General features: G+C 35.3%; 20 protein-coding genes. 10 read left to right on the top strand and 10 right to left on the bottom strand.

What is annotated here, in order from left to right:
- The first annotated feature begins 107 nt into the window (after positions 1-107).
- Complete coding sequence (locus tag ICJ83_RS08395) at positions 108-3,035, top strand: FAD-binding and (Fe-S)-binding domain-containing protein (protein ID WP_188229940.1); 2,928 nt, start codon at positions 108-110, stop codon at positions 3,033-3,035.
- Between the two features lie 6 nt (positions 3,036-3,041).
- Here the strand turns inward: ICJ83_RS08395 and ICJ83_RS08390 are convergent, their stop codons facing one another.
- A complete protein-coding gene (locus tag ICJ83_RS08390; protein WP_188229939.1) occupies positions 3,042-3,887 on the bottom strand; it encodes a UDP-2,3-diacylglucosamine diphosphatase in 846 nt (281 codons plus the stop codon).
- A 186-nt stretch (positions 3,888-4,073) separates the two neighbouring features.
- Between ICJ83_RS08390 and aroC the strand changes: the two genes are divergently transcribed.
- The 4 genes from aroC to ICJ83_RS08370 all read left to right on the top strand — a co-directional run bounded on the left by aroC (position 4,074) and on the right by ICJ83_RS08370 (position 8,063).
- Positions 4,074-5,138, top strand: a complete 1,065-nt coding sequence (gene aroC, locus ICJ83_RS08385) for a chorismate synthase (protein ID WP_188229938.1) — start codon at positions 4,074-4,076, stop codon at positions 5,136-5,138.
- Between the two features lie 146 nt (positions 5,139-5,284).
- The gene (locus ICJ83_RS08380; protein ID WP_188229937.1) at positions 5,285-6,604 is read left to right on the top strand and encodes a dicarboxylate/amino acid:cation symporter; all 1,320 of its coding nucleotides are present in this window, start codon (positions 5,285-5,287) and stop codon (positions 6,602-6,604) included.
- Positions 6,605-6,609: 5 nt separating this feature from the next.
- The gene (locus ICJ83_RS08375; protein ID WP_188229936.1) at positions 6,610-7,428 is read left to right on the top strand and encodes a sulfurtransferase; all 819 of its coding nucleotides are present in this window, start codon (positions 6,610-6,612) and stop codon (positions 7,426-7,428) included.
- Positions 7,429-7,448: 20 nt separating this feature from the next.
- Positions 7,449-8,063 (top strand): YiiX/YebB-like N1pC/P60 family cysteine hydrolase, encoded by a 615-nt coding sequence (locus ICJ83_RS08370; RefSeq protein WP_188229935.1) that lies wholly within the window; start codon positions 7,449-7,451, stop codon positions 8,061-8,063.
- Positions 8,064-8,065: 2 nt separating this feature from the next.
- Here the strand turns inward: ICJ83_RS08370 and ICJ83_RS08365 are convergent, their stop codons facing one another.
- From ICJ83_RS08365 to recG, 4 genes are all read right to left on the bottom strand, one after another.
- Positions 8,066-8,485, bottom strand: a complete 420-nt coding sequence (locus tag ICJ83_RS08365; RefSeq protein ID WP_188229934.1) for a thiol-disulfide oxidoreductase DCC family protein — start codon at positions 8,483-8,485, stop codon at positions 8,066-8,068.
- A 12-nt stretch (positions 8,486-8,497) separates the two neighbouring features.
- On the bottom strand, positions 8,498-10,663 hold the full coding sequence (locus ICJ83_RS08360; RefSeq protein ID WP_188229933.1) for an endonuclease MutS2: 2,166 nt from the start codon (positions 10,661-10,663) through the stop codon (positions 8,498-8,500).
- A gap of 293 nt (positions 10,664-10,956) precedes the next feature.
- On the bottom strand, positions 10,957-11,538 hold the full coding sequence (gene miaE / locus ICJ83_RS08355; RefSeq protein WP_188229932.1) for a tRNA-(ms[2]io[6]A)-hydroxylase: 582 nt from the start codon (positions 11,536-11,538) through the stop codon (positions 10,957-10,959).
- A gap of 34 nt (positions 11,539-11,572) precedes the next feature.
- Positions 11,573-13,690 carry an ATP-dependent DNA helicase RecG gene (recG, locus tag ICJ83_RS08350; protein WP_188229931.1) on the bottom strand — a complete coding sequence of 706 codons (2,118 nt, stop codon included), beginning with the start codon at positions 13,688-13,690 and terminating at the stop codon, positions 11,573-11,575.
- A gap of 84 nt (positions 13,691-13,774) precedes the next feature.
- Between recG and ICJ83_RS08345 the strand changes: the two genes are divergently transcribed.
- The 3 genes from ICJ83_RS08345 to ICJ83_RS08335 are packed head-to-tail and all read left to right on the top strand — an operon-like array spanning position 13,775 to position 17,601.
- Entirely contained in the window at positions 13,775-15,778 is a 2,004-nt protein-coding gene (locus ICJ83_RS08345; RefSeq protein ID WP_188229930.1) for a M1 family metallopeptidase, read from the top strand.
- Between the two features lie 2 nt (positions 15,779-15,780).
- A complete protein-coding gene (locus ICJ83_RS08340) occupies positions 15,781-16,683 on the top strand; it encodes a patatin-like phospholipase family protein (RefSeq protein WP_188229929.1) in 903 nt (300 codons plus the stop codon).
- Positions 16,684-16,686: 3 nt separating this feature from the next.
- Positions 16,687-17,601, top strand: a complete 915-nt coding sequence (locus tag ICJ83_RS08335) for a patatin-like phospholipase family protein (protein ID WP_188229928.1) — start codon at positions 16,687-16,689, stop codon at positions 17,599-17,601.
- Between the two features lie 40 nt (positions 17,602-17,641).
- On the opposite strand, the gene ICJ83_RS08330 is transcribed toward ICJ83_RS08335, so the two are convergent.
- From ICJ83_RS08330 to ICJ83_RS08320, 3 genes are read right to left on the bottom strand one after another with little or no spacing between them, the layout of a single operon-like run.
- Positions 17,642-18,163 (bottom strand): DUF7935 family protein, encoded by a 522-nt coding sequence (locus ICJ83_RS08330; RefSeq protein ID WP_188229927.1) that lies wholly within the window; start codon positions 18,161-18,163, stop codon positions 17,642-17,644.
- Positions 18,164-18,179: 16 nt separating this feature from the next.
- On the bottom strand, positions 18,180-19,736 hold the full coding sequence (locus tag ICJ83_RS08325) for an FMN-binding glutamate synthase family protein (protein ID WP_188229926.1): 1,557 nt from the start codon (positions 19,734-19,736) through the stop codon (positions 18,180-18,182).
- Positions 19,737-19,745: 9 nt separating this feature from the next.
- Positions 19,746-21,014 (bottom strand): amidohydrolase, encoded by a 1,269-nt coding sequence (locus tag ICJ83_RS08320; protein WP_188229925.1) that lies wholly within the window; start codon positions 21,012-21,014, stop codon positions 19,746-19,748.
- A 146-nt stretch (positions 21,015-21,160) separates the two neighbouring features.
- On the opposite strand from ICJ83_RS08320, the gene ICJ83_RS08315 reads away from it, so the two are divergent.
- Positions 21,161-23,524 carry an ATP-dependent helicase gene (locus ICJ83_RS08315; protein WP_188229924.1) on the top strand — a complete coding sequence of 788 codons (2,364 nt, stop codon included), beginning with the start codon at positions 21,161-21,163 and terminating at the stop codon, positions 23,522-23,524.
- A 68-nt stretch (positions 23,525-23,592) separates the two neighbouring features.
- On the opposite strand, the gene ICJ83_RS08310 is transcribed toward ICJ83_RS08315, so the two are convergent.
- Positions 23,593-24,414: a thioredoxin domain-containing protein gene (locus ICJ83_RS08310; RefSeq protein ID WP_188229923.1), complete on the bottom strand. Its 822-nt coding sequence runs from the start codon at positions 24,412-24,414 to the stop codon at positions 23,593-23,595.
- 170 nt (positions 24,415-24,584) lie between these two features.
- Between ICJ83_RS08310 and ICJ83_RS08305 the strand changes: the two genes are divergently transcribed.
- Positions 24,585-25,205, top strand: a complete 621-nt coding sequence (locus ICJ83_RS08305) for an L-threonylcarbamoyladenylate synthase (protein ID WP_188229922.1) — start codon at positions 24,585-24,587, stop codon at positions 25,203-25,205.
- 4 nt (positions 25,206-25,209) lie between these two features.
- On the opposite strand, the gene ICJ83_RS08300 is transcribed toward ICJ83_RS08305, so the two are convergent.
- Positions 25,210-26,595 (bottom strand): sulfatase, encoded by a 1,386-nt coding sequence (locus ICJ83_RS08300; RefSeq protein ID WP_223154663.1) that lies wholly within the window; start codon positions 26,593-26,595, stop codon positions 25,210-25,212.
- Positions 26,596-26,692: the final 97 nt, after the last annotated feature.

Here is a 26,692-nt window from a genome sequence, read left to right as displayed (position 1 = left end):
TTATTAATTAGTTCATATTTTTACTACTTATCAGAAATTTTTAATAAAAAATTAAAATTGTATTTATATTTAACTTCCTGTACTAAATTAATCAGGCTATAGAACCAATGACCCTACTTTCACATTTACAAGTATTAAGCGAAAAGCTTTCTGGAGAACTGTATTTTGACGATTTAATTAAAGCTATTTATGCCACAGATGCATCGGTATATAGAATACTTCCCAAAGCAGTTGCTTATCCTAAGAATAAAGAAGATTTAAAGTTACTTATAGAGTTTGCAACAACTCATAAAACGTCATTAATTCCAAGAACGGCAGGGACATCTTTAGCAGGGCAATGCGTTGGCGATGGAATTGTTGTTGATGTATCTAGACATTTTACTGAAATAATAGAATTCGACGAAAAAAATAAAACGGTTACCGTTCAGCCTGGCGTTGTAAGAGATAAGCTTAACAACTTTTTAAAGCCATACGGTTTGTTTTTCAGCCCGATAACATCAACTTCCAATCGTGCTATGATTGGTGGTATGGTAGGAAATAATTCCTCTGGAACCACTTCCATTCAGTATGGTGTTACACGAGATAAAGTCGTAGAAATTGAAACTTTACTTGCAGATGGAAGTGAAGCAGTTTTTAAGGAGCTTACACCTGAGGAATTTCATAAAAAGGCTAAAGCACATTCTTTAGAAGGACATATTTACAGAGTTTTGTTTAGTGCTTTGAATTCTAAGGGAGTGCAGCAGGAAATTAAAGATAAATTTCCAAAACCAGAAATTCATCGACGTAATACAGGGTATGCTATTGATGAATTAATAAAGTCTAATATTTTTAGTGATTCCACAACTAATTTCAATATGTGTGAATTGTTGTCAGGAAGTGAAGGTACTTTAGCCTTTTCTACTCAAATCACCTTAAAATTGGATGATTTACCACCGCAGGAAAGTGTGATGGTTGCTGCGCACTTTGAAAGTATTGAAAATTGTTTGAATACCGTAGAATTAGTCATGTCGCACAATTTGTATACCTGCGAAATGATGGATAAAACCATTTTAGACTGTACAAAAAACAATAGGACGCAACAGGAGAACAGGCAATTTATTGAAGGCGATCCTAAGGCTATTTTAATGTGTGAGGTTAGGGCAAATTCGAAAGAGGAAGTTAATCAATTAGCCGAAGAATTAGTAATAAGTATTAAATCGTCAGGATTAAGTTATGCCTATCCACAGTTACGAGGTGAAGATATAAATAAGGCTAATATTTTACGAAGTGCAGGGTTAGGCTTATTAGGAAATATTAAAGGAGATAAAAAGTCGGCGGCATGTATTGAAGATACCGCGGTAGCATTGCCTGATTTATCAAGTTATATTTCGGAATTTACAGCCTTAATGAAAGGCTATAATCAAGAGGCTATTTATTATGCTCATGCTGGGGCGGGTGAATTGCATTTACGTCCTGTTTTAAATTTAAAAAAATCGGAAGATGTTAATTTGTTTAGAAAAATCACCACCGATGTAGCTCATCTAGTAAAAAAATATGGCGGCTCTATGAGTGGCGAGCATGGTGATGGCATTGTGCGTGGAGAATTTATTGCTTTAATGATTGGCGATATTAATTATCAGATTTTAAAACGAATTAAACAGGCTTTTGATGTTAATAATATTTTTAATCCCGGAAAAATAGTTGATGCTTTTCCAATGGATAAAAATTTACGCTATCAACCCGACCGTAAAGAACCCGAAATTAAAACCATAATGGATTTTTCATCGTCTTTAGGGATTTTACGGGAAGCCGAGAAATGCAACGGCTCCGGCGATTGTCGAAAATTACCTGAATTCGGCGGTGTTATGTGTCCGAGTTACAGAGCCACAAGACACGAAAAAGATACTACAAGAGCAAGAGCAAACGCCTTGCGGGAATTTTTGACGAATTCTGAAAAGGAAAATAAATTCGACTCCGAAGAACTCAAAACAGTATTCGATTTGTGTTTAAGCTGTAAGGCTTGCGCCAGTGAGTGCCCAAGTAGTGTTGATATAGCAACATTAAAAGCAGAGTTTCTTTATCAGTATCAAAAATCGAATGGTGTGTCTTGGCGAACAAAAATGTTTGCTTATAACAATAAATTGAATGGATTCGGAAGTGTTTTTCCTGCATTAACCAATATGGTGTTTTCAAACAAACTGACTTCATCTGTATTAAAGAAAACCTTTGGCATTGCTAAAGAAAGACAACTACCGTTGATAACTAAAAAGAGTTTTAAAAAGGTTTTTAAAGCGCTCGATGAGAAAATCTATGTCAGTAAACCTATAAAAACAGTTTATTTATTTAATGATGAATTTTTAAATCATTTAGATACCTCTATAGGAGTTGATGCTTTTAAATTGTTAACAGCCTTAAATTATGAAGTAAAAGTAATTGATCATGCTGAATCTGGCCGCACGTTTATATCAAAAGGTTTACTGGAGCAGGCTAAAAAAGTAGCGAACAAAAACATAGCTATTTTTAAAAATATAGTTTCCGCCGATACGCCACTTATTGGTATTGAACCTTCGGCTATTTTAAGTTTTAAAGATGAATATTTAAAATTGGCAGACGATAAAACTTCGGCAGAACATATAGCCAAGCATGTATTTATTATAGAAGAATTTATTCAGCAAGAAATAAAATTAGGAAATATAAAACCGGAGCAATTTACAACTGAAGCTAAAACTATTAAATTTCATGGGCATTGTCATCAAAAATCCATGGGAAATCAATTGTCGAGTTTTGATGTGTTGAATTTACCTAAAAATTATAAGGTTACTATTATTCCTAGTGGTTGTTGCGGTATGGCCGGAAGTTTTGGTTACGAAAAGGAACATTACCAGGTGAGTATGAATGTGGGAGAGCAAACCTTATTTCCAGCGGTTAGACATGCAGCTTTCGACACGATTATTTCAGCAAACGGAACAAGCTGCAGACATCAAATAAAAGATGGTACCCAGCGCCAGGCTAAACACCCAATATCTATTTTAAGAGAAGCGCTATTGGATGATTAAATTAGATTAAGATTTTGATTTTTTTTGTTCTACAATAGTTATTGCGGCAATTAAATCTTTAATTTCTTTATCTTCAAACTCATCATCTGGATAAAAGGGCGCTAGTTTATCGTTGTTGTAATTGTATATTTTCCAGCGTTTAAACTGATATTCTAATGCAGTGAAATTTTCTACCCAATCGCCGGAGTTTAAATATACGGTGTTGCCGTGTTTGTTTTCAATATACTCCATTTTGGGTTGATGAATATGGCCGCAAACCACAAAGTCATAGCCATTTTCAATAGCTAAATCAGAAATGGTTTTTTCGTAATCATTGATATATTTTACAGCGCCTTTCACGCCATTTTTTACTTTTTTAGATAACGAATAGCGTTCTTTACCACGTTTTTCTAAATACCAGTTTACACAACGATTTAGTAAGGTTAGCAAATCGTATCCATAACCACCCAGTTTAGCCAGCCATTTAGCATTTTGTATGGAAACATCAAAAACATCTCCATGAAAAAACCAGGCTTTTTTACCATGTAACTCTAAAACCAGTTTATCCACAATAGAGATATTACCTATTGTGGTGCCTGTAAATTTACGCAGCATTTCGTCGTGATTACCAGTAATGTAAATGATTTCCACACCGTCGGCTGCCATGTCCATAATCTTTTTAATAACTTTTAAGTGTGATTTTGGAAAGTAACGTTTGCTAAATTGCCAAACATCAATAATGTCACCGTTTAATATTAATTTTTTTGGTGTAATGCTATTTAAATAGGTGTAAAGCTGTTTGGCATGACAGCCATAAGTGCCTAAATGCACATCGGAAATAACGGCGAGTTCAATTTTACGTTTAATCTTCAAAAGGATTTTATATTTGTAGGTAAATTACGTAAACTCATATTATCTTATCATTACCTAGTATTTATTTAAATATCAGCATATTGTTAAGCCTGTGTTATCGTTTTTTTTGGTATTTGTGTTGGTTTCATTCAATTTCATTTTCGTATCTCTAAGAATAGAATTAATTTAGCAAACAAAATTTAAGACATGGCGGGAAATTCCTTCGGAAAACTATTTACATTAACAACTTATGGCGAATCTCATGGCCCAGCATTAGGAGGGGTTATCGATGGTTGTCCTTCTGGAATAGAGTTAGACCTAGAAGCTATTCAGCAAGAATTAAATAGAAGAAAACCAGGGCAATCGGCTATTGTTACACAACGAAAGGAACCCGATACGGTAAAATTTCATTCTGGAATTTTTGAAGGAAAAACGACTGGGACTTCAATAGGATTTGTTATTGAAAACACAAATCAGAAATCTCATGATTATTCGCATATAAAAGATAGTTATCGTCCGAGTCATGCCGATTATGTTTACGATAAAAAATACGGTTTTCGCGATTACCGCGGCGGCGGCCGAAGTTCTGCACGTGAAACAGCCAGCCGCGTTGTAGCTGGAGCTATAGCAAAACAAATGCTAAAAGACATTGAGTTTACAGCTTATGTATCGGCAGTTGGAACGATGAAGTTAGACAAGCCTCACACGGCTTTGGATTTGACACAAATCGAATCAAATATTGTAAGATGTCCAGATGCCAAAATGGCTGAGAAAATGGAGACTTACATTAAGGAAGTACGTTCAAAGGGTGATACCGTTGGAGGTGTTGTTACCTGTGTAATTAAAAATGTACCGGTAGGTTTAGGAGAACCTGTTTTCGATAAATTACATGCCGAGTTAGGTAAAGCTATGTTATCTATAAACGCTGTAAAAGGTTTTGAATATGGCAGTGGTTTTGAAGGTAGTACTATGTATGGAAGTGATCATAATGATGCCTTTAACAACGATGGCACTACAAAAACCAATTATTCGGGCGGTATACAAGGCGGAATAAGTAACGGTATGGATATTTATTTCAATGTTGCCTTTAAGCCTGTAGCAACGCTTATCCAAAAATATGAAACTATAGATAAGGACGGAAATACTGTTGAAATGCAAGGTAAAGGACGTCATGATCCATGTGTTGTGCCGAGAGCGGTACCTATCGTGGAGGCCATGGCGGCATTAGTAATCGCTGATTTCTGGCTACAGAACAAATCCATTCATTTGTAGCTATTTCCCGCTTTACGTTTAATCTTTTATTATTTTAACCATAATGGGTTAAAACATTAAAAGGATATCACTTCAATCGGGGCTAGGCTCCGATTCGTTATTAATAATATTTAGTAAATTCATCCCAATAGAATAAATTAATTCTTATGAAAAAACTAGCATTACATTGGAAGATTATAATAGGTATGGTACTGGGAATCATTTTTGGATTCATCATGAACGGTATCGATGGTGGTAAAGGTTTTGTGTCCGATTGGATAGCGCCTTTCGGAACCATTTTTATCAATCTTTTAAAGTTAATTGCAGTCCCATTAATTTTAGCCTCATTAATTAAAGGAATATCAGATTTAAAAGATATTTCTAAAATTAAATCCATGGGCTTACGTACCATTGGTATTTATGTTTTTACAACCTTGGTGGCCATTGTTATTGGTTTAACCATTGTAAACGTAGTGCAGCCTGGAGAAGGCATGCCTCAGGACACCATAGAAAAAATTAAAGCCAAATATGAAAATGATGCTGGAGTGGCAGATAAACTAGCTAAAGCTACGGCACAAAAAGACGCGGGACCATTACAGGCGCTGGTAGATATTTTTCCAAGCAATATTTTTCAATCATTTGCCGAAGCTTCAATGTTACAGGTTATATTTTTCGCTATGTTTGTTGGTATTTGCCTATTGTTAATTCCAGAAAAGAAGGCAAAACCACTTATAAAATTCTTCGATTCGCTCAACGAGGTTGTTATGAAAATGGTCGATTTAATCATGTTATTCGCACCTTATGCTGTTTTCGCCTTGTTAGCCAATGTTATAATCGCATTCGATGATATTGAAATTTTAATAAAGTTATTATACTACTCAATATGTGTGGTGGGTGGTTTAATTTTAATGATTTGTTTTTATTTATTATTGGTTAGTGTTTATGCCAAGAAATCACCACTTTGGTTTTTAAAACAAATTAGTCCAGCGCAGCTGTTAGCATTTTCAACCAGTTCTAGTGCAGCGACATTACCCGTAACTATGGAGCGTGTCGAGGAACATATTGGGGTAGATAAAGAAGTATCGGGTTTTGTGTTACCTGTTGGTGCAACCGTAAACATGGATGGAACTAGTTTATATCAAGGTATTGCCGCGGTATTTATCATGCAGGTAATTTGGCCTGAAGGTTTAACATTTTCTAATCAGTTAGTAATTGTTGCCACGGCTTTATTGGCCTCTATAGGGAGCGCTGCAGTTCCTAGTGCAGGAATGGTAATGCTGGTTATTGTATTAGAATCTATTGGGTTTCCAGCCGAATTATTACCTATTGGTTTGGCATTAATTTTTGCTGTAGACCGACCTTTAGATATGTGTAGAACCGTGGTAAATGTTACTGGTGATGCAACTGTATCTGTTTTAGTTGCCAAATCGTTAGATAAATTGCATGAGCCCAGAGTAAAGAACTGGGACGATAATTATAAAAAGTAATTCCAGTGGCAGATTTAGTTTTTAAAGAACCCGTGGTAACAGTTAATTGGTTGAAAAACCATTTAAGTGACGAAAATTTGGTCGTACTTGATGGTACTATAAACAAAGAGTTCGATGCCTGTTTGATGCAAATACCAGGAGCAAGGTTTTTTGATATTAAAAATAAGTTTAGTTTACAGGGAGCGCCATTTCCAAGTACCTTTCCTTCGGCCCAACAATTTGAACAGGAAGCTCAGGCCCTTGGCATAAACAAAAACAGTGCAATAGTTGTTTACGACGATAAAGGAATTTATTCTTCAGCTCGTGTCTGGTGGTTATTCAAAGCCTTTGGGCATCGTAATGTGGCGGTGCTTAGTGGTGGATTTCCATCATGGAAAATCGCCAGTTTTTCTACCGAACCAATGAAACTTTATACAGGAGAAAAGGGATATTTTAAAGCAAATCTAAAACCTGATGCAATGAAGTTTTTCGAAGACATTAAAATCGCTTCAAAAAATAAAACGCATACCATTGTAGATGCGCGGTCAAAAGAACGTTTCAATTGTGAAGAGCCTGAACCTCGAGAAGGTTTGCGTATGGGGACTATACCCAATTCAGTAAATTTACCATTTACTAATTTGATACAAGACGGCGAGTTGAAATCTAAAAAGGAAATCAAATCAATGTTTTTAGAGTTAGTAAACAAAAATGAACCAATTATTTTTTCTTGCGGATCTGGAATTACGGCGTGCGTATTAGCTTTAGGAGCCGAATTAAGTGGGTACAGCAATATTTCGGTTTACGATGGTTCCTGGACCGAGTGGGGAAGTTTAACCGAAAGTTGAAATTTTTAAAATTATTACCATTGAAATTCTTATTGCTGCCATTTTTGTTATTCATTTTTGTTGGGTACTCACAATCTATTAAACTAAAAAATGGAGATTTCCTTTTTCAGTCAACTAATTGCGGGCCATTGTGTGATGCTATTAATCAAGTCACTGAAGGCTACAAAGGGAATGATTTTAGTCATATGGGTATGGTAGTTATTCAAAATAACCAAGTATTCATTTTAGAAGCCAGTGGCAATGGAGTGACACTAACACCATATGAAGCTTTTGCTTTAAAAACTCAAGCGCCAATGTATGTGGGGCGTTTAAAAAAACGATATCAAAAACTCATACCACATGCTATTAGTTTTGGAAAGAAACAAATAGGTGTGCCGTATGATGTAGAATACCTTTACAATAATGGAAAATATTACTGCTCTGAGTTAATTTATGATTGTTTTTTAGAGGCTTATGGAGAACCTTTGTTCAAATTGTTTCCAATGACTTATAAAGCGCCTGGTGAAGATGATTATTTTGAAGTTTGGGCATCCTACTTTAAAAAACTAAACATGGAAGTGCCAGAAGGAAAACCGGGGTGTAACCCAGGAGGTATTTCAAAATCAAAAAAAATAAAAATTATTGGGACGATTTAGTTTTAGTCCAAAAATTTATCTTTTAATTCTGGGCTAGGTACCATACAGGCTTCTTTTTTACCAAACCACCTGTACCGATTTCTGGCAATTATATCGTAAACCCAGTTTCTAATAAATCTAGGGACGATTAAAAATACTGTGAGTAACTTTAATGGACCTTTTAAATGCCAAGCAATTTTTAAAGCAGCCGATGATTTGTAACTAATACCTTTATCTGGATTATAAAGTAAAATCGAATCGGTTTTAGTGGTGTCTATATGATAAGCTTCTATAATTTGTTTTCCTGATTTACTTTGTAAAGCAGAGAATAAAAATGTGTTCGTTTTATCGTTTTTTATAATGAAATTTACGCTAGAATTGCACAAATTACAAACACCATCAAAAAGGATGAGTTGTTTGTTTTTAGGTAGTGCAATATTCATTTTGTTTCATGTTTATTTTACGCGTTCAACAAGTTCTAACTGATCTATGCTCACATTTGTTGTAAAAATACCATAATTCACTACCGCTTTGTTCTTTTCAATTTTATCAATAGTGCCTACAGCCCGACCATCCTCCAATCTAACGCGGTCGCCAATGGTTAAAATAGGTTTTGGTTTAGGGGTTTCAATGGCTTTTTTCTTAGCTTCTTTTTTCTTTTCACGAATAACTTCTACCTTCTTTTCGACCTCTTTTTTAACCCTGTTTTCTTTGGCTTTTATTTTTTGTTTTTCTTTTTTATCAACTTTTTTACGCTTAGAATTTTCAACTTGAACAAGTTTAAATAACTCGTCCATTAAAGCGCGTTTTTGTTTATTGTTAAAATATTTTTCGGCTAAATCATCAATTTTTTGTCCTAAATAGATTAAACGCTGATTACTATCGTATAGTTCTTGGTAACTTTCCAGTTTCTTTTGAATACGACTATTAATCTCTTCTAGTTTACCGGCTTCTTCAATTTTCTTTTGTTCATTGAGTTTTAACGACTGTCCCGTTTTTTCAAGTTTAGATCGTTCCTTTTGAAGCTTTGCAATGGTGGCATCGAATCGGACTTTACTGCGTTCAATTTTCTTTTTAGCACGATTTATTAATCCGAATGGTATGCCATTTTTTTGAGCGACCTCAAAAGTAAAACTACTACCAGCCTGACCAATTACTAGTTTGAAAAGTGGTTCTAAAGTCCGCTCATCAAATAACATGTTGGCATTGAGCATGTATGGCAACTCGTTCGCTAATATTTTTAAGTTGGAATAATGGGTTGTTATAATGCCAAAAGCTTCACGGTGATAGAATTCCTCAAGAAAAGTTTCGGCAAGTGCGCCGCCTAACTCAGGGTCACTACCGGTACCAAATTCATCGATTAAAAACAGGGTGTTTTTGTTGCATTTCCGAAGAAAATAATTCATCTGTTTTAATCGGTAACTATAGGTGCTTAAATGATTTTCTATAGATTGATTGTCGCCAATATCGCTCATTACCCTATCGAATAAAAATGCCTTACTACGTTCGTGTACAGGAATGAGCATACCACTTTGAAGCATAACTTGCAACAAGCCTACTGTTTTTAAGGTAATACTTTTTCCTCCAGCATTAGGGCCGGAAATAACAATAATGCGACTATCTTGTTTTAACTCTACGGTTTGTGGAAATGTTTTAGCCTTCTTTTTAAGGTTGGTTAAGTAAAGTAAAGGGTGGTAAGCCTCTCGCAAAAACATGCTACGATCTTCTGTTATTTCAGGCAGAATAGCATTTAGTGACTGTGCATACTTGGCTTTTGCTGAAATGACATCGATGTTGATTAAAAACTCCTGATATTTAGAAAATAAATCAACGAATGGTCGAATGTATTCGGTAACTTCTTTTAAAATTCGAGTAATTTCTTCTTTTTCTTCGTATTCCAGATTATTAAGTTCTCTAGAATATTTTAGCGTAGCTTCCGGTTCCATATATACAATGCTCCCCGTTTTACTACTTCCTAAAATGGTTCCTTTAATTTTTCTGCGATACATGGCTTTAACAGCCAAAACACGCCGGTTTTCCAACACCGATTCTCGTATATCATCCAAATAATCTAAACCGTGATATGTATTTAAAGCTGTGGCAAAACTACTGTTAATTTGGCCTTTTACTTTATTAATGGTTTGCCGCAGTTCATACAATTTATCGGAAGCGTTATCTTTAATGTCGCCAAAACGATCAATGATGCCATTAATTTTATCTACGACAATTTTTGTAACCTCAATATGTGATGCGTAATCATGAAGTTGTGGGTAGTATTCTTCAAATTTTTTAAGAAAAAGGACGATTTCATTCGAAGTCGTAGAAATAGCTGCAATTTTTTTTAAACTATGCACTTCTAGAAAGGTGTTTTCAATATGCAATAGCTTTATTTCTTTCGAAATGGTATCGAAACTATGATTAGGAATACGGTTGTCATTATCAAACGATGAAACATATTCGTTAGTTAGCTGTAAACTTCTTAATAGTTCAGGTTTATTTTTATAAGGTGTTATTTCTAAAGCTCTTTCATTTCCTAATGGGGTAATACAATGTTCGCTTACTTGTTGTAAAACCGTTGGAAATTCTAAGTCTTGTAATGTCTTGATATGAATGTTAATCATTCTATTTTTAAATAATGAATACTAAAACAGGCAAAGTTAAACAATCTGAAAGGAAAAATATAGTAGTAATATTACCTCATAAAATGTTAATTAACAGTTGTAACTATTTCTTTAACAAAAGGATAACATATATGTTGTTAAATGTGAATATCTTAGAGATGTGAATTTGAGTATGAAGATGCTGTTCGAAAATATTATGAAAGTATTATTATTGTCATCAATCAATCAAACTATAGAACAGTTTGCGAAGCTCAGCTCTACTAAGTTGAGCTTTGTTTTGCCCCAAATTTTATTTAGCCGTGTAGCGATTCTCCTGAACCGTATCCCTTGATTATATCGCTCTCAAAAGCTACTAATTGTTTCCAACGTTTTTCTACATCGATACCTTTACCATATTTTCTGGCAAAAGTTATAAACGTTGTATAATGACTGGCTTCACTTACCATTAAATTGTAGTAAAACTTTGATAATTCTGCGTCCTTAATGGTATTTGAAAGTAACTTAAATCGTTCGCAACTTCTGGCCTCAATCATGGCGCATAGTAAAAGTTTGTCTACCATTCTCTGAATACGATTTCCACCCTTATTCATGAATTTAAAAAGTTCATGAACGTAACTATCTTTTCGTTCCGGGCCTAATTCGTATCCACGCGCTTTAATGATATTATGCACCTGTTGAAAGTGTTCTAATTCTTCCTGAGCAATTTCTAATAATTCGGAAACTAAATCCGGGTATTCAGGGTTTTGAGTGATTAAAGTTATGGCGCTGGAAGCTGCTTTCTGTTCGCACCAGGCATGGTCGGTTAAAATTTCTTCAATATTGGACTCCGCTAGATTGGCCCAGCGCGGGTCGGTTTCCAGTTTTAGGTGAAGCATATCTATTTTTTTACAAAAATAAAGTTTTCTGGTGTTACGATATATAATTCCAGATGTTTTTGAATTTGCTCAATTTTCGGTAGGTATCTAAAATTACAGCGTGTTCTTGTTTTGCTAATTTCGGATCTTCATTTAAGATTTTTTTTGCGTGATATCTAGCATGGTGTAATACATCTTTGTCTTTTACAATGTCGGCTATTTTAAGATTTAATACACCACTTTGTTGTGTTCCCATTAGGTCGCCGGGACCACGAAGTTTTAAATCGACTTCGGCAATTTCAAAACCATCACTGGTTTTTACCATGGTTTCCAATCGGGTTTTACTGTCGCTGCTAAGTTTGTGTCCTGTCATTAAAATACAATAACTTTGTTCAGCACCTCGACCAACACGCCCTCGCAGCTGATGAAGTTGTGATAAACCAAAGCGTTCAGCACTTTCAATAATCATTACTGAGGCATTTGGCACGTTTACTCCAACTTCAATCACGGTAGTAGCAACCATAATTTGAGTTTCGCCTTTAATGAAACGTTGCATTTCGTAATCTTTATCGGCAGGTTTCATTTTACCATGAACAATAGAAATTTGATAGTCTGGCATAGGAAAATCCCGAGCAATACTTTCATAGCCATCCATTAAATCCTTATAATCCATTTTTTCGCTTTCCTGAATTAAGGGGTAGACGATATATATTTGCCTGCCTTTGGCAATTTCATCTTTTACAAAGCGAAATACATTAAGTCTGTTTTTATCGTAACGATGTACTGTTTTTATAGGTTTTCTACCTGCCGGTAATTCATCGATAATAGAGATGTCTAAATCGCCGTAAACCGACATGGCTAACGTTCGTGGTATTGGGGTAGCAGTCATGACTAAAATGTGAGGAGGGATAGCCCCTCCAGCATCTGGTCCTTTGCGCCATAGTTTGCTCCGTTGCGCGACACCAAACCGGTGTTGTTCATCGATAATAGCCAGACCTAAATTATTGAATTCCACACGGTCTTCGAGAAGTGCATGGGTGCCAATAATAATATTTAACTCACCATTTTTTAAAGTTTCTAAAATCTTGTTTCTTTCCGATGTTTTGGTCGAGCCTGTTAGAAGTTTAATGTTGATTTTTAGGTTTTTACACAAATCAAGTAACCCGTTGTAATGCTGAATAGATAGAATCTCGGTAGGTGCCATTAAACAGGCTTGAAAACCATTGTCTATAGCCATTAACATAGACATAAGAGCCACAATAGTTTTGCCAGATCCTACATCACCTTGCAAAAGACGATTCATTTGAGCATTGCTTCCCAAGTCAGAGCGAATTTCCTTTAGTACGCGTTTTTGTGCATTGGTTAATTCGAATGGTAAATGCTCTTCGAAAAAGGTTTTGAAATGTTCGCCAATATGTTCAAAAGGCAACCCTTTGATTTTCGATTTATGCATTAAATTCTTAATAATCAGCTGTAATTGAATATAGAACAACTCTTCAAATTTTAGCCTAAATTGTGCTTTTGCTAAAAGTTCAGGGCTTTTAGGAAAATGAATATTAAAAAGGGCTTCGCTTTTACCAATTAAATGCAATTCTTTTCGCAGAGACTCCGATAAGGTTTCGTCAAATTTACCGTTAGCATCGATAAATAATTGCTGGATAATTTTGCTAATGACTCTATTTGAAATCCCTCGATTGGATAATTTTTCTGTAGAAGGGTAAACTGGTTGCATGGCCGAACGTAAATTTTTTTCGTGCTCGGCAAGCAGTTCCAATTCGGGGTGTGCCATGGAAAATGTTCCGTTAAACCAATTGGTTTTTCCAAAAGCTACATAAGGGGTATTAAGTTTTAAACTGTCTTTTATCCATTTATGACCGCGAAACCACACTAATTCCATAGTACCTGTTCCGTCCTGAAATTTAGCAACCAATCGTTTGCCTCTTTTTTGACCCACTTCCGTAAAGGAAACAATTTTACCAATCACTTGCACATCGGCATTGTTTCGTTGTAGCTGGTTGATTTTATAATATTGGGTACGATCAATATAGCGGTTAGGGAATAAATGCATCAAATCTTGATAAGTAAAAATACCAAGCTCTTTACGAAGTAAATCGGCTCGACTAGAGCCCACACCTTTCAAATAATCTATAGGGGTTTGAAGATTTATTGCCATAACAGGACGAATTTAAACCTTTTCAAGCAATCCTAAAAATGGAAAATTTGTGTATTTTGGCTTAATCCTTGTTAGATGTAAAACATGAAAAGTAAACTATTAATACTTCTTTTTTTTTGTACCGGATGTTTAATTGCACAACAAATTGATTATGTTGATTTTAAACGGGCAGCAGTCTCGTTGGCTTTTAACCCTCAGGAATCTGAGGTTTTTGGAGAGGTGACATATACTTTAGAGATCAAAAAAACTATAGACACCATTTTTTTGGATGCCAAAAACATGCAATTTTCTAAAGTTGTATTAAACAATCGAGCAGCCGATTTCATATATGATGGTAAAAAACTAAGAGTTATACATAAATTTAAAAGGGGCGAAACTTACCAGCTAATGTTTAAATACGAGGCAAAACCGAAAAAAGCCTTGTATTTTATTGATTGGAAAGATTTGAATAATAACAAGTTGAGTGAAGAGCGTGGTTGCTTTACATGTGTAAAAAGACCTCAAATATGGACACAGGGTCAAGGTAAATACACGAGTAATTGGCTGCCGAGTATTGATGATATGAATGATAAAATAGAATTCGATTTAAGTATTTCATTTCAAAACGGGTATGAGGTTATCGCAAATGGAGCGCTAAAAGATAAAATTATTAACGATACAACTACGATTTGGCATTACGACATGAAGGCGCCAATGTCTAGTTATTTAGTTGCTTTGGTAATTGGAAAATATAAAAAGCATGAAGCATTTTCTAAAAGTGGTATCCCTTTAGAAATGTTTTATTATACTGATGATTCGTTAAAAGTTGAACCGACTTACCGATATACAAAACAAATTTTTGATTTTCTGGAAACCGAAATAGGTGTTTCTTATCCTTGGCAAAACTATAAACAAATTCCTGTGAAGGATTTTTTATATGCCGGTATGGAAAACACAACGGCTACCATATTTTCTGATGCTTTTGTGGTTAACGATACAGCTTTTACAGATAAAAATTATGTTAATGTAAATGCGCACGAACTGGCGCATCAATGGTTTGGTGATTTGGTTACCGAAACTTCGGGCACTCACCACTGGCTACAGGAAGGATTTGCTACTTATTATGCTTTGTTAGCAGAGCGAGAAGTGTTTGGTGATAATTACTACTACTGGCGATTATATGAATATTTACAGGAGCTAGATGTTCAAGATAAATCAGGAGGTAGTACATCACTTCTAAACCCTAAATCTAGTAGTGTTACATTCTATAAAAAAGGCGCTTGGGTATTGCATTTACTACGAGAAAAGGTTGGAGAAAAACCTTTTAAACGGGCTGTGAAATATTATTTAACCAAAAATGCTTTTAAAAATGTAGCCACAAACGATTTTATAACGGAAGTTGAACAGGCAAGTAAACAAGATTTAAAGAAATTTAGGGAAATTTGGTTGGAAAGCAAAGATTTAAATTATAACTTGATGTTAGAAAGTTTGAAAAAATCGGTGTTTATCCAGGAGTATTTAATGGTGGATTGCGAATTATATTCCTCCAAATGTAACGACTATTTAAATTCTGGGATTTCTAATAAGGCAATGGTAAAAGTTATTAGTCAAATTCCTGATCAAGTGCAAAAAGATAATTTCAAAAGTAGTTTAGAAGTGCGACAGGGTATTGCGACTTCGGTTACTAAAATCCCTGAAAGTTTAAAGTTAGAATACGAATCCTTGTTATCTGATGCGTCGTATTTAACTGTTGAAGCTGCGTTGATTAACTTATGGCGTAATTTTCCAGAGGATAGAGAAAAATATTTAAACGCCACAAAAGGTATGATAGGTTTTCATGATAAGAATATCAGAATACTATGGTTAACATTGGCTCTGATTACAGAAGATTTTGAAGAAGGGAATAAACCAGGATATTTTAAAGAGTTAACCGATTATACAGAACCAGATTGCAGTTTTGATGTTCGGCAGAATGCATTTATGTATTTGCAACAAATTAAAGCCTGTAACGACCAGTGTAAAGTCAATTTAAAGCAAGGAACACAACATCATAACTGGCAGTTTTCAAAGTTTTCAAAATCGATGTTGGAAGCCATAAATAATAATTAATTATGAGAGCCTTAGTAATTTCGGGTGGTGGTAGTAAAGGCGCTTTTGCAGGTGGCGTTGCACAGTATCTTATTGAAGAGATGAAGCGCGATTATCAATTGTATTTAGGTACCTCTACAGGTAGTTTACTAGTGTCTCATCTGGCATTACAGGAAATCGATAAAATTAAAAAGGTATACACCAGCGTGACTAATAACGATATATTTAGTGTGTGTCCTTTTGTGGTAAAGCAAAAGCATGGCAGCCAAAATATTGCTATAAATCACGTTAATGTGTTATTGAATATGCTACGAGGTAGTAAAACTTTTGGAGAGAGTTATCACCTTAAGAGCCTTATAAAAAAGACCTTCACGCAAGACGAGTTTAACACATTAAAGCAATCGCATAAAGACATTGTAGTTACGGTATCCAATATTTCTCTTAATCAAGTGGAATATAAGAGTATTAAAGATTTTTCATATGAAGAGTTTTGTGAGTGGATATGGATTTCAAGTAATTACACACCTTTTATGACTTTAGTAAAAAAAAATGGTTGCGAATATGCCGATGGTGGTTTAGGAAACATGGTGCCTATTGAAGAGGCTATTAACCGTGGCGCTACCGAAGTCGATGCTATTATTTTACAAACCGAAACAACACTTTATAACCGTATGCCCTCAAGAAACCCCTTTTCATTAATGACCAATATGTTCACATTTATGCTCGACAGAATAGAGTCGCAAAACATTAAAATAGGAAAACACGTTGCCAATCATCACAACGCAATTATTAATTTTTATTACGCGCCAACTGTTTTAACTACTAACTCACTTATTTTTAATAAGGAAAAAATGACCCAATGGTGGGAAAGTGGTTATCATTTTGCCAAATTTAAAAATAAAGAAGTTAGCGCATTAGAAGATTAATATATGAAGGCATTAGTAATATCCGGAGGCGGCAGTAAAGGATCGTTCGCAGGAGGAGTAGCACAGTATTTAATGGAGCAACAAGGTAAGGAGTACGATATGTTTTTAGGTACTTCAACGGGTAGTTTATTGGTCCCGCATTTAGCAACACACAATATTGGTAAACTTTACGATATTTTTACCAATGTAAAGCAAAAAACCATATTTAGCATTAATCCGTTTATTCAGCATCAAAAAGACGGGCGCGAATATGTTTCAATAAATTATTTCAATTCTATTTTACAATTTATTAAGCGTAAACGCACTTTTGGGGAAAGTAAAAATCTTAAAAAGCATATTAAAAAGCATTTTAGTGAAGAAGAATTTAATTTAATTCGAGACACTAAAGAAGATGTTGTTGTTACTGTTTCTAATTTATCGAAAAACAGAGTTGAATATAAGTCGATAAACGATTTTAGTTACGAGGAGTTTTGCGATTGGATTTGGATTTCCTGTAATTATATTCCGTTTATGTCTTTAGTTAAACGCAACGGGTTTGAATATGCCGATGGCGGTTTAGGATGCGTAATTCCGATTCGTGAAGCCATTCTTCGAGGCGCTACCGAAGTCGATGCGATTGTGTTAGAAAGTGAAAATTTAGAGTACAATAAAGTACTTGGTAAAAATCCATTTTCACTTATGATAAACCTTTTTGGGCATTTGCTGGATCAGGTAGAAAAAGCCGATATTGCCATTGGTAAACTGGCAGCAAAACACCGAAATGTAAAGCTTAATATTTATTACACCCCAACACAACTTACAGAGAATTCCTTAATATTTAGCAAACGACTCATGACGCAATGGTGGGAAGATGGGTTTGAGTATGCGAAGGAAAAGCACTTGGGCAATGAAGTAGAAAAAGAAAGTAAGTTCATTTAACAGTGATGTTTATTTTTGGTTTACTTTAAAGTGAAAGTAATTACCATATATCGCTAACTTCTTCTTTAATAAAAGCAAGAGCGAGATCACTTGGGGCACGACGTTCCAGCATTTCGGTTAAAACCACCTCGCGTAATTTCTCGGCGGTATCTGTTTTTTCAAGTAAACTGGCTTTTCTAATCAATTGAATTGTAGCATTTTTTGCTGTGTTTATAATGCTCCAGCATTTATCGCTCACGTAAATTTGCTGCGCCAGATTATGTTCAAACTCCGATTCTATAGCTTGGATTAGTGCTCTTTCATAAGCGTTTTTGTTAGACGATGTAGGAGCGACTCGAATTAATAATTTCGAAGGACTGATGCGTTCCAGATATAAGGCCATTCGTTCATAAGCCTGTAGTCTGGTTGGTAAGGCACTAACCTGAAGGTCTTTTTGCAATAAAAACCGGCGGCGGCCATCTTCATTTTTAGTATGTTCTTTAAAAAAATAGTAGGCTATAAGTCCTGTTATTAATGAAGGTATGGCAAATAAAAATAAGTCAATAATTCGAGAAGAATCCATAATAATATGTGTTAAGTTAGAGTTTAGGCTGTTTACTACCTCCCAAATATATACAATCTTTTAAATCCTGCATACTTGAAAATGGAACAGGAGTTTTACTATACATGTAAGTTTTGTTTAATTCTTTTGATAGGTTGTGGTCATCGACATTAATTTCAATGTCAGTCATTTTAAACTGACAAGGGTGTTCATATCCTGCTGCATGCGTAATTTCAATAAATTCTTTTCTAAATGTTTTAAAATACTGAGCCAGTCGCATAGATTTTAAAGTCGGGTCTATCCCATTTTGCAACCATTTACTTTGCGTGGCAACACCACTTGGACAGCGGTTGGTATGGCACACCTGTGCTTGTATACAGCCAATACTCATCATCGCTTCACGAGCTACATTAATACAATCGGCACCCATTGCAAACGCCATAGCCGCTTTGGCAGGAAATCCTAATTTTCCACTTCCAATAAATACAATGCGCTCTGCTAATCCTTTATTTTGAAAAAGTTTGTACAAATCACTAAAGCCATAAACCCATGGTAAAGATACGTGGTCAGCAAAACTAGGAGGGGCTGCGCCTGTACCACCCTCACCGCCATCAACGGTAATAAAATCAGGTCCTTTTTCTGTTTTCAACATCTCATTAGCAAGTTCCTCCCATTGATCCAATTTTCCGATGGCTGCCTTAATTCCTACGGGCAAACCTGTAGCTTCGGCAATTGTTTCAATAAATTCTAATAGTTCTGGAATAGATGAAAAGGCAGAGTGATTAGGTGGTGATAATACATCTTTGCCTAGGGGCACATGGCGAATATTGGCAATTTCTTTGGTTATTTTTGAAGCAGGTAAAACGCCTCCTTTACCTGGTTTTGCACCTTGCGATAATTTAATTTCAATAGCTCGGATAAAAGAATTGTCTTTAACAAGTTTCACTAGTTTTTCTAATGAAAATGTTCCGTCACCATTACGAACACCAAAATAGCCAGTTCCGAAGTGAAAAATAACATCACCACCATGGCTGTGGTATGGCGATAACCCGCCTTCACCGGTATTGTGATATGCATCGGCCATTTTAATGCCTTTGTTTAAGGATTCTACAGCTTTTGCAGAAAGTGAGCCAAAACTCATTGCCGATACGTTAATAACCGATGCCGGACGATAAGGTTTTTTACGTTTGTTATGTACTCCCATGACCTTGGCACACGGTAAAAAGGTTTTGTCGATATCGTTGGGGTGTCCAGCTTTCGGGTGGTATGGTATCATGGCGTTATTTACAAAAATATGATGATGCGCATAGATGTCGCGATCGGTACCAAAACCTTCATAATTATTTTCTTTTTTAGCTGAGGCGTAAATCCACCCACGCTCAATACGGTTAAAGGGAAGTTCTTCGCGGTTATTAGCTACTAGGTATTGGCGTAGTTCGGGGCCGATTTTCTCGAGCATATAGCGTAAATGACCAACAATAGGATAGTTGTGGCTTATGGTGTGTTTTTTTTGAAGAAAAATATCGCGAATGGCAATAAGAATTAAAATAATTAAAATCCACATCCACCAACTGATGTTAGAAATAAAATCCATAAAGTAAGTTTAGTTGTTTAAAAAATCTATTGCAAAATTAGTCATCACCTTAACGCCAAGCAACATTCCGGCATCGTCAATTCTAAAATCAGGTGTGTGATGCGGAAATGCTTTTGAATTTCCAGGTGTCATACCTCCCAAGAAGAAGTAAAATCCAGGAATTTTTTCCTGATAGAATGAAAAATCTTCCCCAATAGTAACGGCTTTAGTAAGTTTAACATTAGCCTTCCCAGCTACACGCTCAAGGGTAGGTAGCATTTGTTCTACAAGATTAACATCGTTGTAGGTTACCGCGGCTTCATTTCTAAACTCTATAGTCGCCTCACCGCCATATGCTTCAGCAATTGTTGAAGCCATTGAGGTCATTCTATTAATGATTCTTTCTCTGGTAACGGGGTTCAAGGTTCTTATGGTGCCTGTTAGCTGGGCACTTTCAGGAATGATATTATAACGTACCCCACCTTCTATTTTTCCAACGGTAATTACAGCTGGGGCATCGGTTAAATCGGTTTCTCGACTAATAATGCTTTGAAAGCCATCGATGATTTTTGCCGAAATATATATAGGGTCTATGCCAGTCCATGGGGTAGAGCCATGGGTTTGCTTTCCTTTTACCTGAACTACAAAACGTTCAACTGAAGCCATGATGCCTTCGGCTTTATATTTAATTTCCCCAACGGGAATTTCGGATTTTATATGCAAACCAAAAATAGCATCTACATCTGGGTTTTTTAATACCCCTTCTTTAATCATTAATTTAGCCCCGCCTTCTTCACCAGGAGGAGGACCTTCTTCCGCTGGTTGAAAAATAAATTTAACAGTGCCTTTAATTTTATTTTTGTGTTTCGATAATATTTCGGCAACGCCCATTAAAATAGCTATATGGCTATCATGTCCGCAGGCGTGCATAACACCGGTAGTGTTCCCTAAAAACTCTGTAGTTTCATTCGATTTAAAAGAGAGGTCGTTTCGTTCGGTAACAGGTAAGGCATCAATATCGGCGCGTAAAGCAACTACCTTACCATTGCTGTTACCTTTTAGAATGCCGATAACACCTGTTTTAGCGACTTCAGTTTTTACTTCTAATCCTAAAGATTTTAAATGCGTTGCAATTTTTGCAGCTGTTTTAAATTCTCTATTGGAGAGTTCCGGATATTGGTGAAAATGGTGTCGCCAATCAATAATTTTTGATTCGATAGCCTTTATGTCTTGATTAAGCGTGTTTTGAGGGAAACTTTGAAAGCAACAAAAAAGAAACAGTAAACAGAATATACGCATTGGTAAGTCGATTATTACATTGATATAAAGATATTCAAAAATTATATAAAGCAAACCAACCCGCTAATTGTTTATAATTATTAATAAAACCATTTAATTAAACGGTTGGCAATGATTAATTTTAGCCCTTAAAATTTAAATTAATTTTGGAGAAGTATTTAAGTCAGTTAAACGAGGCACAGCTAGCACCAACACTGCAGAAGGACGGCCCAATGATTGTAATTGCCGGTGCAGGTTCTGGTAAAACACGTGTGTTAACCTACAGGATTGCCTACCTAATGAGTCAAGGTATAGATGCTTTTAATATTTTATCGTTGACGTTTACTAACAAGGCGGCACGAGAAATGAAAGAACGTATCGCGTCTATTGTAGGTGAAAGTGAAGCTAGAAATTTATGGATGGGAACGTTTCACTCCATATTTGCTAAAATATTACGTATTGAAGCGGATAAACTTGGGTTTCCAACTAATTTTACCATTTACGACTCGCAGGATTCCGACAAATTAATAGGTTCTATTATTAAAGAAATGGGGCTGGATAAAGATATTTATAAGGCAAAATCGATACGTTCAAGAATATCTTCTTATAAAAATAGTTTAATTACCGTTAAGGCTTATCTTCAAAATTCAGAATTACAAGAAGCCGATGCCATGGCCAGACGACCTCGAATGGGTGATATCTATAAAGCTTATGTAGATCGTTGTTTTAAAGCAGGGGCTATGGATTTTGATGATTTACTTCTTCGAACAAACGAGTTACTAACTCGTTTTCCTGAAGTGTTAATGAAATACCAAAACCGTTTCAGATATATTTTGGTCGACGAGTATCAGGATACTAATCACTCGCAGTATTTAATTGTTCGCGCTCTATCAGATAAATTTCAAAATATTTGTGTTGTAGGTGATGATGCGCAAAGTATTTATGCTTTCCGCGGAGCGAATATTAATAATATTTTAAATTTCCAGAAGGACTATGATAATGTTAAGTTGTATCGTTTGGAACAAAATTATCGTTCAACAAAAAATATCGTAAACGCTGCCAACTCAATAATTGACAAAAACCAAACAAAACTTGATAAAGTTGTTTGGACGGCGAATGACGAAGGAGGCAAAATAATTGTTAATCGATCCCTAACCGATGGTGACGAAGGACGTTATGTAGCTAGTACAATTTGGGAAACCAAAATGAACGAACAATTACAAAATAAGGATTTTGCTGTTTTATATCGTACAAATGCCCAATCGAGAGCTATCGAAGATGCGTTGCGTAAACGTGATATTCCTTATAAAATTTATGGAGGATTATCATTCTATCAACGTAAAGAAATCAAGGATGTAATTTCGTATTTGCGACTCGTTATTAACCCGTCTGATGAAGAAGCTTTAAAACGCGTTATAAATTTCCCTCCGCGTGGCATTGGAGCGACTACTGTAGACCGTTTAGTGGTAGCTGCGAACCAATATAACCGAACTATTTTTGAAGTGATGAAAAATATCGACAAGGTTGATATTAAAATTAATTCAGGAACAAAAGGTAAGCTTTTTGATTTTGTAACTATGATTGAAAGTTATCAGGTAATGAATCAAACTGCCGATGTGTTTGAATTGGCAGAGCATGTTACGCGCACAAGTGGTTTAATAAAAGAATTTAAAAAAGATGCCACACCTGAAGGAGTAACTCGCATGGAAAATATCGAGGAGTTACTTAATGGTATGAAAGACTTTGTTGAGGGCCAATTGGAAGTGGCTGATGCAACAGCATCCTTATCGGAATTTTTAGAGGATGTAGCACTTTCCAGTGATTTGGATTCTGATAAAGAAGATGTAGACCATGTTGCATTAATGACGATTCACTTGGCAAAAGGATTAGAGTTTCCGCATGTGTTTATTGTGGGGCTAGAAGAAGATTTATTTCCAAGTGCAATGAGTATGAATACGCGTAGCGAGCTTGAAGAAGAACGCCGTTTGTTTTATGTAGCTTTAACCCGCGCTGAAAAACAGGCCTATTTAACCTATGCCTTGTCAAGATACCGTTGGGGGAAATTAACAGATGCCGATCCGAGTCGATTTATTCAGGAAATTGATGAGCAATATTTAGAAATAACCACTCCAATTGAAGAACGACGCATTAACCCGATGCTCGATGCTGATATTTTTGGGGACGTAAGTCCTAACACCAAACAGCAGGTGGTTTCTAAACAAAATATCCGATTCAAACCGGCTAAACAAGTTAATTTAAAGAAAGGAACCCCTCAAAAAGAGCAGCCTAAATTCCAGGCTTCAACACCTAAAAAATTAAAACCCGTAGATGCAACCAAATCTGGTGGCGATACCAATTTATTTGATGGTAAATTGGCTGTCGGAAATATCGTAAATCATATGCGTTTTGGTAAAGGGGAAGTATTAAAAATTGAAGGAACCGGAGCCGACTTAAAAGCCGAGATTAAGTTCCAGCAAGTGGGTGTAAAGAAATTATTATTGCGCTTTGCAAAGCTCGATGTTATTGGTTAGACAGCATTCAATATAAAACAATTAAACCAAAACCTGCATTTTTTAAAATGCAGGTTTTTTTAAGTTAGTCACTCAATAAGTAAATCAAATAATTGTTTGTTTTTCGGATTCGTTTCTAATTCTTTTCGTTTAATAGCATACTTAATCGCAGTATCGGCCATGCCTAATTTCTCGCTAAGTTTTTCAGCTAAAAAGGTATTAAAGTAATATTGTTGTTGCTCAAAAGATTGGGTTACATTAGTATAGGCTTGCTCATAATCCTTATACTTACTGACGGGATTTATAAGCGTTTGAAATGCGGCAATTTGAGTGTTTAAAAACTGAATGGCATTTTTGCCATGTAAGTTTAAATCAGAACAAAATGGCTTGTAGTCAATTTTATTAAAGTCACCTAACAACGTAGTACCATTTGCAACATCACCAGCACCTACAGCTATATTAATTAGCGTTCCTTGGCTATCAAAAATAAATCCGCTGGGATGTGCTATACTATTATTAGCCCAAAATAAATATTTATTTCTATAGTCTGAAAAGTTGCATTTATAAAACAAAAAAGCATTGGTTATTTCGGCATTAATGTTTTCGTTTATTTCCATATTTCTCAAAGCCATTTCACTTATTGACCTAAATCTATTGTCATAAGAGGTGACTACAAATAAGTATTTGTTTTGAGCTTTAGCTTCATTAAAAGCATCATCTAAAGTGCCTTTTATAACGGTTAACTTTTTATACTCATATTGGTCAGCAAATAAAATTTTTGATTTAGCCTTTAACTCAGGACTAAGGGGAGGTTTGTTTGTATTAGTTTTAATTTTGTCTTGCGCCAATCCTACAGCACAAAAAACAAGGCATAAACAAACGAAAATACGGGAAATAATAAATGGTTTCATAATCATGTTATGAGTATGTTAATACTAAAAATAAATAATTATATACTGAAAAACAATTAATTTGTGAGATTTAAATTTAAAAATGGGTAATAATTTTCTTAGAATTAAAAAAAAGTTTTAGAATTGAAAAATTGTCGTTAATTTGTTTTCGCAAGCTAACTAACTGTATCATGGCAGATTTTATAAGAATTTACGAAGAAAATCCCAACCCTAGGGAAATAGATAAAGTGGTGGACATATTAAAGCGGGGCGGATTGATAATCTATCCTACCGATACAGTTTATGGATTGGGTTGTGATATTAGTAATATTAAAGCATTAGAACGTGTAGCTCGAATTAAACAAGTTAAACTGGAAAAAGCTAACTTTTCTTTTATTTGTCATGATTTAAGCCATTTAAGTGATTACGTAAAACAAATCGACACGTCTACTTTTAAAGTGTTAAAACGCGCGCTGCCTGGGCCTTATACCTTTATTTTACCGGGTTCTAAAAATTTACCGCATCCCTTTAAAAAGAAAAAAACCGTTGGAATACGTGTGCCAAATAACAAGATTGCTCTAGAAATTGTTAAAAAATTAGGACATCCTATTATATCAACCTCTATTCGGGATGAAGATGAGGTTATAGAATATACGACCGATCCTGAGTTAATTCTTGAAAAATGGGATAACTTGGTCGATGTTGTAATCGATGGTGGTTATGGTGATAATCATCCTTCCACCGTAATTGATATGTCTGAAACTCCTGCCATAATAGTTAGAGAAGGCAAGGGGAGTTTGGATGTTTTATAAAATATTATTTTTTGAAATTAGGGTTTAAAGTTTTCGGTATAGGAGCATCCGTTTTTTTCCACCATTTTTTTAATCTTTTGAGTAGTTTATTTGCTTGTCGAGGATGTATTAATGCAAGATTGTTGCTTTCACTTATATCATCTTCTAAGTTGTAAAGTTCAATATCGTTGTCTTCAAAATAGTAATGAAGTTTCCATTTGCCATACCTTATTACCGATCCAGGTCTTGTTCTAAATAAAGGATCTCTATTTTCGTTATCCTCTTTGTTATACGCTTGCAAATAAATTGGAAAGTGCCAAAATAAAGCTCGGTTTAAATCTTGACTGTTACCTTCTAATATTGGAACTAAAGTTTTACCATCTAAATTTATTGAATGCTTAATTTGAACGGCGTTTAGGAGCGTTGGAAAGATGTCTAAATTGGTAATCGGTGTATCATTTATGGTATTCGGTTTTATATGATTTTGCCACACAAAAAGGAAAGGTTCACGAATACCTCCTTCGTAATAACTTCCTTTCCCTGCTCTTAAAGGCTTTTGTTTGGTAATACCATAAAGACCGCCGTTATCAGAGGTGAAAATAATCAAGGTGTTTTGAAATAGGTCCGCCTTTTTTAGTTTTCTTAATAAGAGCCCTATGTTCCTGTCTAAATTTTCAATCATTGTTGCATATTCGGCATTATGCTGTCCGTTCCATGCGGATTTATTTTCATATTTATGCATTAAACTATCTATAGCCTGAATAGGAGTATGAACAGCGTAACTGGCATAGTATAAAAAGAAAGGCTTAGAAACTGTATCAAGAAACTTTATGCTGTGCTCTGTAATGAGGTCTGTTAATTGCTTGTTTTTTCCTTCTGGAAGATTTACATTTTTATAGGGTGGATAATAACTTTTAGGGTGTCCGTTATGACCTCCGCCAATATTCAATTGAAATCCAAATTCTAAAGGAGTTTCACTTAAGTGCCATTTACCAGCATGGCACGTGGCGTATCCGTTGTTTTTTAAAACTTGAGGAATAATAACATGGTTTTTAGATAAGGTGGTCTGGTTTTTTGTAGGTATTATTTTCCTATCTTTAGAAGCACCTCTATCTGAATTATTCACGGTGTAAATGCCATGACGAGGTGTCCATTTTCCAGTCATTAAGCAAGCCCTACTTGGGGCACAATTGGATGATGCCGCATATCCATTTGAAAATACCATACCTTGCCTGGCCAGACTATCAATATTTGGGGTATGATAATATTTACTCCCCATAAAGCCTACATCTTTCCAACCTAGGTCATCAACGTTAATAAGTAAAATATTAGGTTTGTCCTGTGTTTTATTTTGTGAAAACACTGAAATGCATGCACCTAAAATAATGATATAAGGAAAAAGTTGTTTCAAAGAATTATCGTGTATTTGTTCGTTAAAGTAGGCAAGTTATGAATGAAAATTGTAGCGTCAAAATGAATGTTGACTCAAATTTTTCATAAATAAAAAG

The organism is Aestuariibaculum sediminum, assembly GCF_014596945.1.
GTDB lineage: Bacteria > Bacteroidota > Bacteroidia > Flavobacteriales > Flavobacteriaceae > Aestuariibaculum > Aestuariibaculum sediminum.
Note: the sequence above shows the minus strand (reverse complement) of the source record. Positions and strands in the feature narration are given on the sequence as shown.